The 15,133-nt window shown below is 48.5% G+C and carries 12 protein-coding genes; 7 read left to right on the plus strand and 5 right to left on the minus strand.

The genetic code is table 11. From position 1 onward, the window contains the following. Window positions 1-59 precede the first annotated feature (59 nt). The gene (locus DFR26_RS01515; RefSeq protein ID WP_116207174.1) at window positions 60-1,142 is read left to right on the plus strand and encodes an AI-2E family transporter; all 1,083 of its coding nucleotides are present in this window, start codon (window positions 60-62) and stop codon (window positions 1,140-1,142) included. Between the two features lie 6 nt (window positions 1,143-1,148). On the opposite strand, the gene DFR26_RS01520 is transcribed toward DFR26_RS01515, so the two are convergent. From DFR26_RS01520 to dnaA, 5 genes are read right to left on the minus strand one after another with little or no spacing between them, the layout of a single operon-like run. Beyond that, the gene (locus tag DFR26_RS01520; RefSeq protein ID WP_147300249.1) at window positions 1,149-2,081 is read right to left on the minus strand and encodes a tRNA dihydrouridine synthase; all 933 of its coding nucleotides are present in this window, start codon (window positions 2,079-2,081) and stop codon (window positions 1,149-1,151) included. Window positions 2,082-2,141: 60 nt separating this feature from the next. Next, window positions 2,142-4,613 carry a DNA topoisomerase (ATP-hydrolyzing) subunit B gene (gyrB, locus tag DFR26_RS01525; protein ID WP_116207176.1) on the minus strand — a complete coding sequence of 824 codons (2,472 nt, stop codon included), beginning with the start codon at window positions 4,611-4,613 and terminating at the stop codon, window positions 2,142-2,144. Continuing rightward, window positions 4,610-5,713: a DNA replication/repair protein RecF gene (recF, locus tag DFR26_RS01530; RefSeq protein ID WP_116207177.1), complete on the minus strand. Its 1,104-nt coding sequence runs from the start codon at window positions 5,711-5,713 to the stop codon at window positions 4,610-4,612. Before recF ends, gyrB begins: the two co-directional genes overlap by 4 nt. An 11-nt stretch (window positions 5,714-5,724) precedes the next feature. Beyond that, window positions 5,725-6,837 (minus strand): DNA polymerase III subunit beta, encoded by a 1,113-nt coding sequence (gene dnaN, locus DFR26_RS01535; protein WP_116207618.1) that lies wholly within the window; start codon window positions 6,835-6,837, stop codon window positions 5,725-5,727. 17 nt (window positions 6,838-6,854) lie between these two features. Continuing rightward, window positions 6,855-8,216: a chromosomal replication initiator protein DnaA gene (dnaA, locus tag DFR26_RS01540; protein ID WP_116207178.1), complete on the minus strand. Its 1,362-nt coding sequence runs from the start codon at window positions 8,214-8,216 to the stop codon at window positions 6,855-6,857. 464 nt (window positions 8,217-8,680) lie between these two features. Here dnaA and rpmH point away from each other — a divergent pair, with 464 nt between their 5' ends. The 6 genes from rpmH to DFR26_RS01570 all read left to right on the plus strand — a co-directional run bounded on the left by rpmH (window position 8,681) and on the right by DFR26_RS01570 (window position 15,125). After that, the gene (gene rpmH / locus DFR26_RS01545; protein WP_116207179.1) at window positions 8,681-8,815 is read left to right on the plus strand and encodes a 50S ribosomal protein L34; all 135 of its coding nucleotides are present in this window, start codon (window positions 8,681-8,683) and stop codon (window positions 8,813-8,815) included. 5 nt (window positions 8,816-8,820) lie between these two features. Beyond that, the gene (gene rnpA, locus DFR26_RS01550) at window positions 8,821-9,195 is read left to right on the plus strand and encodes a ribonuclease P protein component (protein WP_181898948.1); all 375 of its coding nucleotides are present in this window, start codon (window positions 8,821-8,823) and stop codon (window positions 9,193-9,195) included. Between the two features lie 8 nt (window positions 9,196-9,203). Further along, window positions 9,204-9,449 (plus strand): membrane protein insertion efficiency factor YidD, encoded by a 246-nt coding sequence (gene yidD / locus DFR26_RS01555; protein ID WP_116207181.1) that lies wholly within the window; start codon window positions 9,204-9,206, stop codon window positions 9,447-9,449. A gap of 2 nt (window positions 9,450-9,451) precedes the next feature. Continuing rightward, entirely contained in the window at window positions 9,452-11,176 is a 1,725-nt protein-coding gene (gene yidC / locus DFR26_RS01560) for a membrane protein insertase YidC (protein WP_116207182.1), read from the plus strand. Window positions 11,177-11,188: 12 nt separating this feature from the next. After that, a complete protein-coding gene (gene mnmE / locus DFR26_RS01565; RefSeq protein ID WP_116207619.1) occupies window positions 11,189-12,562 on the plus strand; it encodes a tRNA uridine-5-carboxymethylaminomethyl(34) synthesis GTPase MnmE in 1,374 nt (457 codons plus the stop codon). Window positions 12,563-12,671: 109 nt separating this feature from the next. Continuing rightward, the gene (locus tag DFR26_RS01570; protein WP_116207183.1) at window positions 12,672-15,125 is read left to right on the plus strand and encodes a hypothetical protein; all 2,454 of its coding nucleotides are present in this window, start codon (window positions 12,672-12,674) and stop codon (window positions 15,123-15,125) included. Window positions 15,126-15,133 lie beyond the last annotated feature (8 nt).

Raw genomic sequence — 15,133 nt, forward strand, 5'->3', positions numbered from 1 at the left:
TTATTCGCTGAAAATATATACCCGCCGATGCTAGCATGACACTTCGTTAGGAGAGCGTCATGATGGCTGGCACCACATATACATTGACCCGCGTTTTATTGCTGATTGTGCTCATATCGCTGGGCTATTTAAGCTACAACGTGTTGAGCCCGTTTTTTATTCCCATGGCATGGGCCGCCATTCTCGTCTTTGTGACCTGGCCGCTTTACCGCTGGCTCTACAATAAAGTTGGGCAACGCGAAAACATTGCTGCCGCCTTGATGACCACATTTTTGACCTTAGTTATGCTCGGGCCTCTCGCGTGGCTTTTAGTCCTTCTGCAGGCGGAGATACGCACAATTTATGGTCATATTGGTGAATTGCTAAGCCAAGACCAGCTACCTATTCCTGAACGATTTTCCACCGTCGTGCCCTGGCTGTACGAGGAGCTTGAGCGCTGGTGGACACAGGTTCATATTAATCCCGAGGCGACGAAAGAGAGTATTCGCAGCTTAGCCAGTCTTGGCTTACCACAAGCGAAACTTTTAGCTGGCGGCATTGGCCGTAATATGGCGAAATTAGCACTCACGGTATTTACAGCATTTTTCTTCTACCGTGATGGCCTCACCTTGATGCGTAGCACACGTAAAGCACTTTCATTGATTACTCCCGGGCAGGGCGATCGCTACATGAAAGCAGCTGGAGATATGACGCGCGCGGTCGTTTTTGGCATCGTGCTCACCGCCATCGCACAAGCAACACTCGCCGGTGCTGGCTATGCAGTGGCAGGCGCGCCTAACCCTATCTTCCTTGCGCTGTTGACGTTTGTGGTAGCCCTGGTGCCGTTTGGCACCCCGTTTGCGTGGGGCGGCGTATCGCTTTGGCTGCTTATTTCTGGCGACACCTTCAGTGCTATTGGCTTGATGATTTGGGGCGCGCTGTTTGTCAGCTCGGTGGATAACATCATCCGACCTTTAGTTATCTCTAACGCCACTAAAGTGTCGTTTCTACTTATTATGTTTGGCGTGCTTGGCGGCTTAACCGCTTTCGGCATGATTGGTCTGTTTATTGGGCCCGTCATTTTGGCGGTCATACTCGCCATTTGGAAAGAGTGGCTTGATCAGCCTGCGGAGGTTCAATCCGCCTCATCGTCAGAGCCTTGATGTGCTTTAAACGGCAGCTGCCATGAGCATTTCGGTTCGTGTTTTTATGCGCTTCACGCGATTGAAATGCGCTGCTGCCTCTGGGTAATGCAATGCCGTCATGGCTAGCCACTGCTTATATCGGCCAACGACACCGCTATCATTGCCTTGCATATTAATCAGAAATTGTTGTTGCAGCTGATGCACTGATGGCCAGCTTAGCGCGGTTGTGTCGCGATTAATTTGGTTAATTAAGCCGGGCTGACTCACCGCTGCGCGTCCTACCATTAACGTAGAGCAGCCAGTAATATCTCGGCAGGCATGCGCTGAGGCAACACTGACAATGTCACCGTTAGCGATGAGCGGCATGCCATTGGCGTGACATCGAGCATCAGCAATTGCTCGCCAATCTACGGGTGGACGATACCCTTGTGATTTCGTTCTAGCGTGGATTGTTAGCCAACTACTGTTGGCCTGCGCAACAGCCGCCACGTTGTCAAAAAGCTCTTGCGTATTATTTATCCCTAAACGAATTTTTGCGCTCACAGGTATTTGCTTCGGCACAGCTTGCCGTACGGCTGACATAATTTTATATATCAGCTCTGGCTCATTAAGTAGGGCTGCACCACCGCGATGCTTGTTAACTGTTTTAGCGGGGCAACCAAAGTTGATGTCTACCGCCGCTACACCAAGCTCAGCAGCTCGTGCAGCGCTTTCAGCCATAAGCTGAGGCTCGCTACCCAAGAGCTGCAAATGCACAGGCGTGCCATTGCGCGTTTGGCTTTTGCTGCACAATTCGGGCATATGACGAAGAAATGTTGATTCAGGCAGAAGCTGCTGGGTAATGCGCAGAAACTCTGTCACACACCAAGCATACGAGCTTGCCTCTGTAAGTGTTTGGCGCATTAAAAAGTCGGTAAGACCCTCCATTGGCGCCAACACTACGCGTAATTGTTCCACGTGAAACACCTACAGAGACAGTGCGCTGGCTAGCAAAACAGCGTCACCGCATAATCCGATTTATACATCGAGGTTCGTGACCAAAAGTGCGTTGGTTTCAATGAACTCACGGCGTGGTTCGACATTATCACCCATCAGGGTCGTAAACATTTGGTCAGCACCAATGGCATCCTCAATAGTTACACGCAGCATGCGGCGTGTACCTGGATCCATTGTAGTTTCCCAAAGTTGGTCCGGGTTCATTTCACCCAAACCTTTATAGCGCTGAACACCGAGACCGCGCTTAGACTCCTGCATGAGCCATTGATAGACCTGCTTAAAGGACTCAGCAGGCATTTCACGCTCACCACGACGCACTACCGCGCCCTTCACCATAAGCCCTTCTAACGCCTCACCTAGCGCCGATATTTGACGATACTCACCGGAGGTGAAGAAGTCGGTGCCCAAACGATAGGTGTATGGCACGCCGTGGGCTACAAGATCAATCTGTATGACATGACGACTGGTTTCGGTATCAAACACTGACTCAACCAAATAACGCTGGCTCGGATCAGCAGCAGCATTTAAGGCTGACTGCAAATGCTCAGCCCATACTGATGTATCAGATACCGAAGTAAGCTGCTCTGTGCTTAAGGTAGGCAGCAATAATAGCTGCTCCAGCATGACTTCTGGGTAACGACGACTAAAGCGTTCTTTCAGGTGTAAAAAGTTACGATAGCCATTAATGAGCTTTTCAAGCGCTAACCCAGAGATAGGAGGCGACGCCGGTGATACGCGAAGCTCAGCGCCATCGAGTGCTATCGATGTCTGGTATTGCTCCATAGCGTCATCATCTTTTAGGTACTGCTCCTGCTTACCTTTTTTGACTTTATATAGCGGCGGCTGAGCAATGTAGATATAACCTCTATCAATCAGCTCTGGCATTTGTCTAAAAAAGAAGGTCAATAACAATGTGCGGATATGCGAACCATCCACGTCCGCATCCGTCATGATGATGATTTTATGATAGCGCAGTTTTTCAGGGTTATATTCATCACGACCAATACCGCAGCCGAGCGCTGTAATGAGCGTACCAACTTCAGCGGAAGACAGCATTTTATCGAATCGAGCTTTTTCGACATTCAAGATCTTACCTTTCAACGGCAAAATGGCCTGCATTTTGCGGTTTCGACCTTGCTTTGCTGAGCCGCCTGCCGAATCACCCTCGACTAAATAAAGTTCAGACAAAGCCGGATCTTTTTCTTGGCAATCCGCTAACTTCCCTGGCAAACCAGCAATATCAAGTGCGCCTTTACGGCGTGTCATTTCTCGTGCTTTGCGAGCCGCTTCTCGCGCACGTGCTGCATCGAGAATTTTGCTAACAATGGTTTTCCCAGCAGATGGGTTTTCCAGCAAATATTCCTCGAACTTTTCATTCATGATGCTAGAAACAACGTTTGTCACTTCAGAGGAAACGAGTTTGTCTTTAGTTTGGCTAGAAAACTTAGGGTCAGGCACTTTAACCGAAACAATGGCCGTTAAGCCCTCACGCATATCCTCGCCTGCGGTGCTGACTTTTTCTTTTTTTAGCAGGCCTTCTTTTTCAACGTAATTATTTAAGGTGCGGGTGAGGGCTGTGCGAAAGCCTTGCAAGTGTGTACCGCCATCACGCTGAGGGATGTTGTTTGTGAAGCAATAAACATTCTCTTGGTAGCTGTCATTCCACTGCAAAGCCACCTCCACACCAATCCCGTGGCTGTGTTCATTTTGCGGGACAAGAAAGTGAAAGACATTGTTTAGTGGTGTTTTATTCACATTTAAATAGTTAACGAATGCGGCAAGACCACCCTCATATTGGAATACTTCCTCTTGGCCTGAGCGATCATCCTTGAGTGCAATACGAACACCTGAATTTAAAAACGAGAGTTCGCGTAGGCGCTTTGCCAGAATGTCATAATGAAAGTCGTTGTTTTCAGTGAAAATGTCTATATCAGGCTGAAAGTGAACCTCTGTACCACGGCGCTCAGTACTGCCGGTGACCTTCATGGGTGATGTTTCAACACCTCCGACCAGCTCAATATGACGGTCAATCACTTTACCACCTGAAAACTCAAGTGTATGAATCTTGCCATCACGGCGAACAGTTAAGCGGAGGTATTTGCTCAACGCATTGACACAACTGACACCAACGCCGTGCAAGCCACCAGAGACCTTGTAGCTGTTCTGGTTAAACTTGCCACCCGCATGCAAACCCGTCAGTGCGATTTCAGCGGCACTGCGCTTCGGCTCATGCTTGTCGTCCATTTTGACCGCTGGTGGAATACCACGACCGTTGTCGGTCACGGTAATGCCATTGTCAGTGTGGATTGTTATCTGGATCTCATCACAATACCCAGCAAGCGCTTCGTCTATGGAGTTATCAACCACTTCAAATACTAAGTGGTGAAGGCCAGTACCATCTGACGTATCACCAATGTACATGCCCGGACGTTTTCGAACCGCATCCAAACCCTCTAGTTGAGTGATACTGGATTCGTCATATGTTTCGCTCATTTTTCTTCTCCGGGCTCAGACTGCTCAGCAGGCCAACGTATTATTTTACCGTGTTCCACGTGAAACACAGCGTGTTCCTTATGCGAAATAAAAGGGGTCAAATAACGACTATCAATCGTAGTCAACCAAAGCTGTAAATCCATTTCCATCACCCAAGAAAGCACTTTTTCTCGGGAGCCATGATCTAGCTCAGAGGCTAAGTCATCAAAAAGCAAAATCGGCCTAGCGCTGTTGGCTTTTAGCCGCTCAATCAATGAAAGCTTTAGTGCACAGACACACAGCTTTAATTGACCGCGCGAGAGGCGTTCATCTGCTAGCACGCCATCAGCACGTATGCGTATATCAGCGCGATGATAGCCAAGCTGAGTAAACCCACGCTCACTATCTTTTTCGCGCGAGCACTCGAGCAGATCAATAAGCGCCTCAGTGGTATCCCAACCTGCTTGATATGAAATAGTGAAATCAAAGCCAGGCAGTAGACGCCTCATCGCGCGATCAATAAATGGCTGCCAAGAGGACATAAACGCCAATCTTGAGTTATGAATTAGCTCGCTAGCATCAGCCAGCTCACGACTCCAGACAGACAAATGATCGGCATTAATTTTAGCACTTTTTAGCAAAGAGTTCCTTTGTTGCAGCGCTCGAGATGCACGAGCCCACTGCATCGACAATCCGTGTTCCACGTGAAACACACCCCAGTCTAGTAACTGGCGTCTTGGCAAGCTTGGGCCAGACAACATATCGAGAGATTCAGGATCAAAGAGCTGCACAGGAAGTAACTGCGCAAGAGAGGAGAGCTTAGACGCTGTGCTACCGTTTAAACGCGCAATTGAAGAACCATCAAGATGTTTTTGCAGACCGAGCTTATGGCCATCGGCGGTGGCAATAAACAAAGTGCATGAAAGCTGGCCATCTTGAATGAGGCGCTTAACTTTAGTGGTACGAAAAGACCGACCTACACCTAGCACATAAATTGATTCAAGCAGCGACGTTTTGCCACTGCCATTGTCGCCAACAACAATATTTATATAGGGAGAAGGGGACAAATCGACCGGCTGCAGATTTCGCCAATGCTGAACCTGCAACCGTAAAACGCTCATGAATTAGCGCATTACAAGCGCATGGGCATAACAACGTATACCGCATTGGCTTGTTCTGAATCGTTATCACGAATTAATGCCGAGCTATTTGTATCGCCTAATATTGCCTGCGTATAGGCACCATCTAATGCGTTCAACACATCAAGCATGTAACCAACATTGAAACCAATTTCTAGCGAGTTACCGCTGTATTCAACGGCAAGTTCCTCTTCGGCTTCTTCTTGGTCAGGGTTAGTAGCAAGAATTTTGAGCTGCTGATCATTGATCTGAAGACGCACACCACGAAACTTTTCATTGCATAAAATAGCTGCACGCTGCAGCGCTGATTTCAGCTCTTCACGTCCGGCAACAAGCGTACGGTCGCCATTTTTTGGCAAAACACGCTCATAATCTGGAAAGCGGCCATCGATTAGTTTCGATGTAAATGTGACGTTATCAACAGTGACGCGAATGTGATTAGAACCAAGCGTTAATGTCACCTCAGCTTCATCGTCCGCAAGCAAACGCGAAAGCTCTTGCACACCTTTTCTTGGCACAATAACTTGGATTTTATCAGTTACTTGAGAAGATATCTCAGCATCACACATGGCCAGACGGTGACCATCCGTTGACACCACACGGAGAGTATTTGGCGTAACCTCAAAGAGCATGCCATTGAGGTAATAGCGCACATCTTGCTGAGCCATAGCAAACGACGTTTTGTCGATCATTTGCTTCAACACACGCTGAGTAAGTGTAACGGTGTGCGCATCATTTAAGCTTTCATCAAGATTGGGAAAATCATTGGCCGGTAACGTGGTCAACGTGAAGCGGCTTTTTCCAGATTTTAATAGCAGGCGATTGCCATCGAGCGATAAATCAACCTGAGCCATCGCAGGCAGAGCGCGACAGATGTCTAGAAGCTTACGGCAGGGCACCGTAATTTTTCCATCGCGTGACTCGTTTTCAAGGCTCTGTCGAGCTAGCAATTCCACTTCGAGATCGGTACCGGTCATTGCCATGTTGCCGCTATCGACAACGAGCAAAACGTTAGACAACACCTGAAGCGTTTGACGCTTCTCAACCACGCCAGACACTTGTTGCAATGGCTTTAATAATTGATCTCGTGACATCGACAATTTCATGGTCATCTTCCCAAAACTTACGCCTGTAATTGGCGTAACAACGTAGAGTAATCTTCATTTAATTGCGCGTCAGCTTGTCGCAAATTCGCAATTCTATCGCAGGCATGGATCACTGTGCTGTGATCGCGCCCATCAAATGCCAAACCAATTTCAGGGTAGCTATTTCCCGTTAGCTCACGCGACAACGACATCGCCATTTGCCGAGGTCGAGCAAACGAGCGATTACGTTTCTTACCTTTAAGATCGCGTAATGAGATCCCAAAGTACTCAGACACAACGCGCTGAATATTCTCGATAGTAAACTGCTTGACGCGCAGAAGCAGCAGGTCTCGCAAGGCTTCTTTAACTAATTCTAAGGTCACTGGAGAGCCTTTGAAGCGCGCGTTAGCAATGACTTTATTTAGAGCACCCTCAAGCTCTCGCACGTTACCTTGTACGTGCTCAGCAATAAAGTGAGCAGACTCTAAGGGAACTTCAAAACCGGCAGAATGAGCCTTCTTCAGTAAAATCGCGACGCGCGTCTCTTTGTCTGGCGGATCAACCTGGATAGACAAACCCCATGAAAACCGCGACTTCAAGCGATCATCCATACCCGAAATATCACGTGGGACACGGTCAGAAGTCATGATGATCTGACGGGAACCTTCAAGCAGGGAGTTAAAGGTGTGGAAAAACTCATCTTGCGTGCTTTCTTTCTTAGCGAAAAACTGAATATCGTCAATCAGCAACGCATCAAGCGATCGGTATAAGCGCTTGAAATCGGACATCATTGAACGCTGTAGAGCTTGGATAAAGTCACCTACAAAACGCTCGGAGGTAATGTACATAACACGAGCATTGGGGTTGCGCTTGAGCATTTCGTTGCCAACTGCGTGCATCAAATGCGTTTTGCCCAAACCCGTAGGGCCGTAGATAAACAATGGGTTCGAATGAGATGCCCCAGGATTATCGGCCGCTTGCAAACACCCAGCGTGGGCTAATTGAGCGCCTTTACCAGAAACAAAATTATTAAATGTAAACAATGGGTTAAGGCTGCTTGGCGGACGCTCAATCGGTTCTTGAGGAGCAGCTGCAGCACGCAATGGACTAGGCGAATTGACACGGTTTGAACTGCTTTGACGGGGCGCGACATCATCGCGGCTACCGACACGGATAGTCACATTGTTGATTCGTCCCTCACTGAGTTGTGCAACGATTTCACCAATACGAACAATAAATTTGTCATTGACGTGACGCACAAAAAAGGGGTTCGGTGCCAACAACGTTAAGTGCGTAGCAGACTCTTCAACCTGCAACGGGCGGATCCACATCTGAAATAAATTCGACGGATACTCCTCTTGCAGACGTTGCAATGCCGACAACCAAAGCGACTCACTCATAAAACAATCCACAGACCAAACTTTGATTCTAACGATCTTTGCTAGTGCTGCAAAAGACTTTATCCACAAGATATCAGACTATGTAGATAACTCTGGTGAGAACACCGACAAATTCATACGAATAGCTTGTGTTAAAGTTCAAAGTGCAAAGTTATCAACAATCATCCACAACTTATTAGTGCATTAGAAGAGCTATTTAGGTACAGCATTAGAGTAGTCATAGGTTACTGTTTTTATTAAAAATAAAGCGCTTATCCACAAAAAGTAACGGACACTATAAAAACAAACACTGCTCTTAAAATCTAAATAAGTATTTATTTATGAGAAGAGCAACAAGCTCTGAACACAAAAGACACGTCAGAACATGCGAACAACGAAGCAAAAGCATTGACAGACAACGCCTCCTTGCCTAGTATTCCGCTCCCTTGAGCCCAACTGGGCGCGTTGTTTAGCGGATTGCCATCATGAAACGTACTTTTCAACCCAGCACTATCAAACAAAAACGTACACACGGCTTCCGTGCTCGTATGGCGACAAAGAACGGCCGTGCAGTCATTGCTCGTCGCCGTGCAAAAGGTCGTAAGCGTTTAACAGTCTGAGCGATGTGACCACTCAGCGCTTTACCAAAGACCAGCGTCTGCTAACACCAGCAGATTTCAAGCGAGTCATGGATGGCGCTGAATTTAAAGCACATCACAGCAATTTTCTTTTGCTTGCCAAATCATCGGTTTTTCCCTCTGACCGAATTGGTTTCATCATTGCAAAGAAAAAAATCAAATTAGCGGTTGATCGAAACCGCGTGAAACGCTGTGTTCGCGATACATTTCGACGTCAACCAGCTGTAACGCAAGCACTTGATATCGTGTTTTTAGCAAAACCCGCCCTCGGTCTATTGTCTTCACACGACCTACACAGTGAACTTGCCAAAGGCTTGCAACAACTCCATCGAAAATACGCCAACACACTAAGCGGACAGTAGGTAAGCGCATGAAATGGCTGCTACTCGTCCCGATCCGATTTTATCGTTATATCATCAGCCCATTGATACCGGCACGCTGTCGTTATTTACCAACTTGCTCGGCGTATGCCGAAGAAGCAGTCCAGCGATTTGGTTTTTTTCACGGTGGATTCTTAGCACTAAAACGGATATCGCGCTGTCATCCATTCGGTAAACACGGCTATGATCCCGTACCGAAAGACATCACCCCTTCCGATCGTCAACAGGAATCGTGAGTATGGAACTCCGTCGCACCCTCATCATGGTGGCATTAGCCTCAGTCACGTATTTTTTGTTTTTATCTTGGCAACAGGACTATGGCACAAAGCCCACAACTGACGTGGTCCAAGAAAATGCCGAAACAACGAATAGCGTCGCGAACTCCGAGCTACCAACCGTTGCTACACCGAGCGCGAATACCGACATTCCGACTGTACCTGCGGTACAAAAAGCGGTTTCTGCTAGTGATCTAGCGATGGATTCAGCGACATCACCAACCGTACGCGTAGTGACCGATGTGCTAGATATCACGATCGATCGCCAGGGCGGTGATGTGGTTCGTGTGGCATTACCGAAATATACGCAGACCGTTGAGGACAAAACGCCGTTTGTCTTGATGAACCAATCCAATGCGCTAACCTACATCGCTCAGAGCGGTTTAGTTGGCGTTGGTAACGGCAGTGGTCTGCAGGGGCTCGATGACCAAGCCAGTGGTCGCCCAATCTATGACGTGAAGCAGGGCCAATTTACATTAGCCGATGGCGAAGAATCCCTAAATGTCGTGTTATCAACACGTACATCGTCTGGACTGGTGGTCAACAAAGTTTTCACGTTTAAGCGCGGTGACTATCGCATAAGCGTTGCATACGACGTGAAAAACACGAGCGACAAACCTTGGCAAGGTGTGATGTTTGGTCAAATCAAACGTGACAACAGCAAAGATCCAAGCAGCGACAACCACTCATTTGGCATGGTGACGTTCCTCGGTGGCGCGTGGTGGACTGCCGATAAAAACTACAACAAAGTGTCATTAAGCGATTTCGCCAGTGATGCCATGAGCCAACAAGTGACTGGTGGCTGGGTAGCAATGGTTCAGCATTATTTTGTCTCAGCATGGATTCCGCCAACACAGCAAATCAACCAAATCAGCACCCGAAAGAGTAGTAATGGCGCGGATAATTTTATTGGATTCACCACGAGTCCTTTGCTGGTGGCACCCGGTGGAGATGGACGTGTATCTGCGGATTTCTATGCCGGCCCGAAAATCCAAGACAGCTTGAAAGCTTTATCACCCGGTTTGGAGTTGACCGTTGACTACGGTTGGTTATGGCCGATCGCGCAATTCTTGTTTTGGTTGCTGAAATCGATCCATGGTTTCTTAGGAAATTGGGGCTGGTCGATTATTGTATTGACCATTTTGGTTAAGGCCGCGTTTTTCAAATTGTCCGCAACGAGTTATCGCTCGATGGCCAATATGCGTCGCGTCATGCCTGAAATGCAGCGCATGAAAGAGCAGTTTGGCGATGATCGTCAGAAAATGTCGCAAGCTATGATGGCCTTGTACAAAAAGGAAAAAATCAATCCACTCGGTGGTTGCTTGCCGATCTTGGTGCAGATGCCAGTATTCATTGCACTGTACTGGACGCTGATGGAGTCGGTTGAACTACGCCACGCTGACTGGATCTTATGGATCAATGATTTGTCATTGATGGATCCGTACTTCATCTTACCGTTGCTCATGGGTGTTTCTATGTTCGTGCAGCAGCAGCTGAATCCTGCGCCGCAAGACCCTATGCAGGCGAAGGTAATGAAGTTTATGCCTGTCGTTTTCACGATTTTCTTCTTGTGGTTCCCCGCCGGACTCGTGTTGTACTGGTTAATGAACAACTTGCTGTCGATTGCTCAGCAATGGGTTATTACACGAAATATCGAGAAGGCTGCGGCCCTTAAAACAGGTCATTAACCATTCATGGCGATGATCACGGATACGATCGCCGCCATTGCGACACCACCTGGCCGAGGTGGTGTCGGTATCATTCGCTTATCTGGCCCTGATGCGCAACGCATTGGTCGTGAAATGAGCAATCGTGTTGATCAGTCTGTGCTTGTGCCACGACAAGCCGTATTCACGTCGTTTTTTGATAGTCAGCAACAGGTCCTAGACGAAGGCTTGTTGCTGTATTTTCAAGCGCCACATTCCTTTACCGGTGAGCATGTCGTTGAGCTACAGGGTCATGGTGGCCCAGTTATTTTGGCGCTAATGCTGCAAGAAGTGATGCGACGTGGCGCACGCCTAGCGCGTCCTGGTGAATTTTCCGAACGCGCCTTTCTCAACGACAAACTGGACTTAGCGCAAGCTGAAGCCATTGCCGATTTGATCGAAGCCGGTTCAGAGGCCGCGGCACGTGCTGCTGTGCAAACACTTCAAGGCGCATTTTCACAGCGCGTTGATGAATTATTAGAAGCACTAATCCATGTGCGCTTATTTATTGAAGCCGCCATCGATTTTCCCGAAGAGGAAATCGACTTTCTTGCTGATGGCCAGATTCAACACCGTGTTGAAGGGCTTTTATCAACGCTTGATGGCGTTTTATCGCAAGCAAAACAAGGCGTGATTCAAAGCGATGGCTTGCGCGTAGTCATTGCGGGGCGCCCAAACGCTGGCAAATCAAGTTTACTGAATGCTTTGGCTGGCCATGATGCGGCGATTGTTACCGATGTTGCTGGAACGACACGCGATGTCTTGCGTGAGTTAATTGAAATCGACGGTATGCCATTACACATCATCGATACGGCAGGCTTGCGCGATAGCACAGATGCGATTGAGCAAGAAGGCATTCGCCGTGCCAAACGCGAGGTTGATGGTGCGGATGCGGTTATCTGGGTCTGGGATAGCCGTGAAGATTCCGCATCAATTGCAGATGAATTATCGCAGCAGTTTCCATCACGACCCAAAAGGCTTTGCGTGGTGCTCAATAAATGTGATGTCTCAGCAACAGCGTATGGCCATCAGACAGTGCTGTGCGATGGCCGAGAATTAGACGCCATCGGCTTATCGGCCGCCACTCAGCAAGGGCTTGATGCACTTCGTGCGTATTTGAAAAACATCGTCGGTTATCAGCCATTAGGAAGTGGGCACTTTTCAGCTCGCCGTCGCCATGTAGATGCACTAGAAAAGGCGAAAGCGCATATTGAACAGGCGCTTCATGCCCTTGTTGCGTTAAATGCTGGCGAACTAGCCGCAGAAGATTTACGGTTAGCGCAGAACAGTTTGTCTGAAATAACCGGTGCATTTAGTGCCGATGACTTGCTAGGCCGGATTTTTTCGTCATTCTGTATTGGTAAGTAAGCCGAAAGGCAAATAGAACAATAATTGACCACCTGATTAAATGGTACTATAGTACCAATCTGAGTGGCCGCAGGGCTTGTTAACGCATCATCGCTCGCCTGGAGTTTGTATGAAAAAGAATAAAATTTTGTATGCCGCGCTATTTGGCGCTGGCGCGTTTGCGCTGTTTACGGTGGCAACATTGCCTCCCGCACCCCCCGCGGTCCCCCCTGTACCAGAGACAGTGGCCATTCCAGATGTCCCGGCACTCACGATTTATGACATGCCAACAGGTAAAGTGAGTGTCAGCGATGAACCGTACTTATCAACTAATCGCAGCGTATCGCTAAGTGATCTGGCTGAGCGCAACCTCACCACGGGTGTATACACCGGCACGCCGTATTGGAAAAAACGTGAACAATGGTTCAAAGATCATTACTACGACACCTTAGCGGCACGAAAAGTGTGGGCGCCTGGCACCGGTCCTGACACGCATGAGCGTGGCGATAAAGTTACCTGGACGTCGGAGCCTATTCCACAATATGTGCCGCCACCCTGCGATCAGCCGCAGCCAACAGGCTACGATGCCGAAGGCTGCCGTTACGTAAATCAATTATTTAAAGATGTAGCGCTGACTGATCCGGCAAAAGCTCAGGCTATGCGCGATCAGGCGCGTCGCGGTCGTGATGTGTGGTTTAAAGGCACCTTTGGTAACCAAGACGAAAACTATTTATTGCAGTCTCGAGTTGTCGGTAAAGAAAACATGAATTATCCATGGCTCGATACCCGGACACGCTCAGAGCGTTTTAGCAAATGGGGGCTTATTAATGACCCCGATTGTAGCGAAGGCGATGCCAGCACCAACTGGTATGACAAGTGCCAAGACCCACATTCATCGGGTGTTTTGGGCTACCGCAAATACTACGCCGACCCGATTAAAAACGAAGACGGCAAAGTCATCTATAACCCGCAAACAGCGGCTTATAGCCCCGATGAAATTAAACAAAACAAGCGTTTTGTTATTGGTCATCCTTGCGTGCAATGCCACGTCGGTTTTGATCCAACAAACCCCCCAGAAAACCCCAACGAACCGCGTTGGGAAAATTTAAGTGCCACCATCGGGAACCAACATATCGTTCAGCCCGATGCGTTTTTTCATGGCGTTCCTGAAAGTAGTCCGGCGCGTCAGGTCCTGAAGGGTGGCCGCCTTGGTACCATCGATACATCACTGGTGGCCTCTGACTGGATGCACAATCCAGGCACGCAAAACAACATCATGGACTTTCAAAATAAACGTATTTTTGAACACGTGATGAAAGACCCTGTTACTGGCAAAATCAGTACAGCGAATACGCGTCATGTGCTGAAAGGGGCTGAAGACTCTGTCGGTGAACATCTCGCGTTGATCCGCGTTTACGTCAATATTGGCATGTGCACGGAAGAGTGTTGGACTCCTAATTTCCCGTACCCAGGACGTCTAATCGGTCGCGGCACTGAGCAAAGCCCAATGCGCATTATGCAATGTGCCGCTGAGTGCGACCCATGGAATTACGCCGATGCGAAAATGGATGATCTTGCCGCCTTTTTGATCACGGGTGGACCAACCTATCTGATGGCATCGAGTGATAATGACGGCACGCCAGGCGCTGAGTTTATCGACACCAACGCGGTGCCGAAAGGCCGCCACGTGTTCGCTCAAGAGTGCGCCACATGTCACAGCACAAAAATGGCGCCAGCAAATATTCGCAACGATAAAGTCGCCTTGGGTAAGTTCTATGAAGGCCATGTTTTTGGCAAAGAGGACTATTGGCAGCTTGAGTACAGCGAAGCACAACGTCGTGATCCGAAGTTTATCGCGCGTTATTTAAGCAAAGACAGCAATGGAAAGTTGCGTCCAACACAATTTGTTAACGATGGCGTGTTCGGTCAAGACTGGTTAGGCAACGATGAGCGCACACCGTTCAATATCATCGGCACAAACTTCTGCCGAGCACTGCATAACAATCACAACACAGGTCATATTTGGGAAGAATTTTCCTCAGAGACCTATAAAAACAGCCCATCGCCAGGCAGCGTGCCGCGCGTGTTGAACCGCATGATTCCGCTGATTGGCGGCATGAAAGTCGGTGAGCAGAAAGTCGAAGGCGGCCCCGGCTATATGCGCAATATATCCTTGCTGTCGGTATGGGCGACTGCGCCGTTTATGCACAACAATGCGATCGGTGAGGTCACCTATTTGCCAGATGGTTCGCCAGATTACACCGTGGCAGGGCGCATCAAGCAGTTCGAAATGGCCTATGACGAGCTGATGACATCGGATAACCCGAAAGACGAGAAGCATCGTCCGGCAAAAACTTTGGTGACAACGGAAGATACCAAGGTGACGGCGCGAGAAGACATGCAGGGTTGGCCAAAAATCCCTGTCCACAAGGGGACGCCAGTAGCCAATATTGCTTCGCAAAATCCGCACAAACCGCTGTTCATGGGCTGTGATGACCCTGTTGAAAACAAGGGCCATCAATTTGGTGTCGATTTAAGCGCAGAAGATAAATACGCCCTGCGAGAGTTCTTGAAATTAATGTGAGGCGCGGC

Origin of the sequence: Paraperlucidibaca baekdonensis (assembly GCF_003387535.1) — a bacterium.
Lineage (GTDB): Bacteria > Pseudomonadota > Gammaproteobacteria > Pseudomonadales > Moraxellaceae > Perlucidibaca > Perlucidibaca baekdonensis.

Bases quoted from the DNA above. Each gene is read 5' to 3' on its own strand.
- mnmE (WP_116207619.1), top strand. From the start codon at position 11,189: ATGATCACGGATACGATCGCCGCCATTGCGACACCACCTGGCCGAGGT.
- yidC (WP_116207182.1), top strand. From the start codon at position 9,452: ATGGAACTCCGTCGCACCCTCATCATGGTGGCATTAGCCTCAGTCACG.
- gyrB (WP_116207176.1), bottom strand. From the start codon at position 4,613: ATGAGCGAAACATATGACGAATCCAGTATCACTCAACTAGAGGGTTTG.
- dnaA (WP_116207178.1), bottom strand. From the start codon at position 8,216: ATGAGTGAGTCGCTTTGGTTGTCGGCATTGCAACGTCTGCAAGAGGAG.
- dnaN (WP_116207618.1), bottom strand. From the start codon at position 6,837: ATGAAATTGTCGATGTCACGAGATCAATTATTAAAGCCATTGCAACAA.
- DFR26_RS01570 (WP_116207183.1), top strand. From the start codon at position 12,672: ATGAAAAAGAATAAAATTTTGTATGCCGCGCTATTTGGCGCTGGCGCG.
- yidD (WP_116207181.1), top strand. From the start codon at position 9,204: ATGAAATGGCTGCTACTCGTCCCGATCCGATTTTATCGTTATATCATC.
- DFR26_RS01515 (WP_116207174.1), top strand. From the start codon at position 60: ATGATGGCTGGCACCACATATACATTGACCCGCGTTTTATTGCTGATT.
- rpmH (WP_116207179.1), top strand. From the start codon at position 8,681: ATGAAACGTACTTTTCAACCCAGCACTATCAAACAAAAACGTACACAC.
- recF (WP_116207177.1), bottom strand. From the start codon at position 5,713: ATGAGCGTTTTACGGTTGCAGGTTCAGCATTGGCGAAATCTGCAGCCG.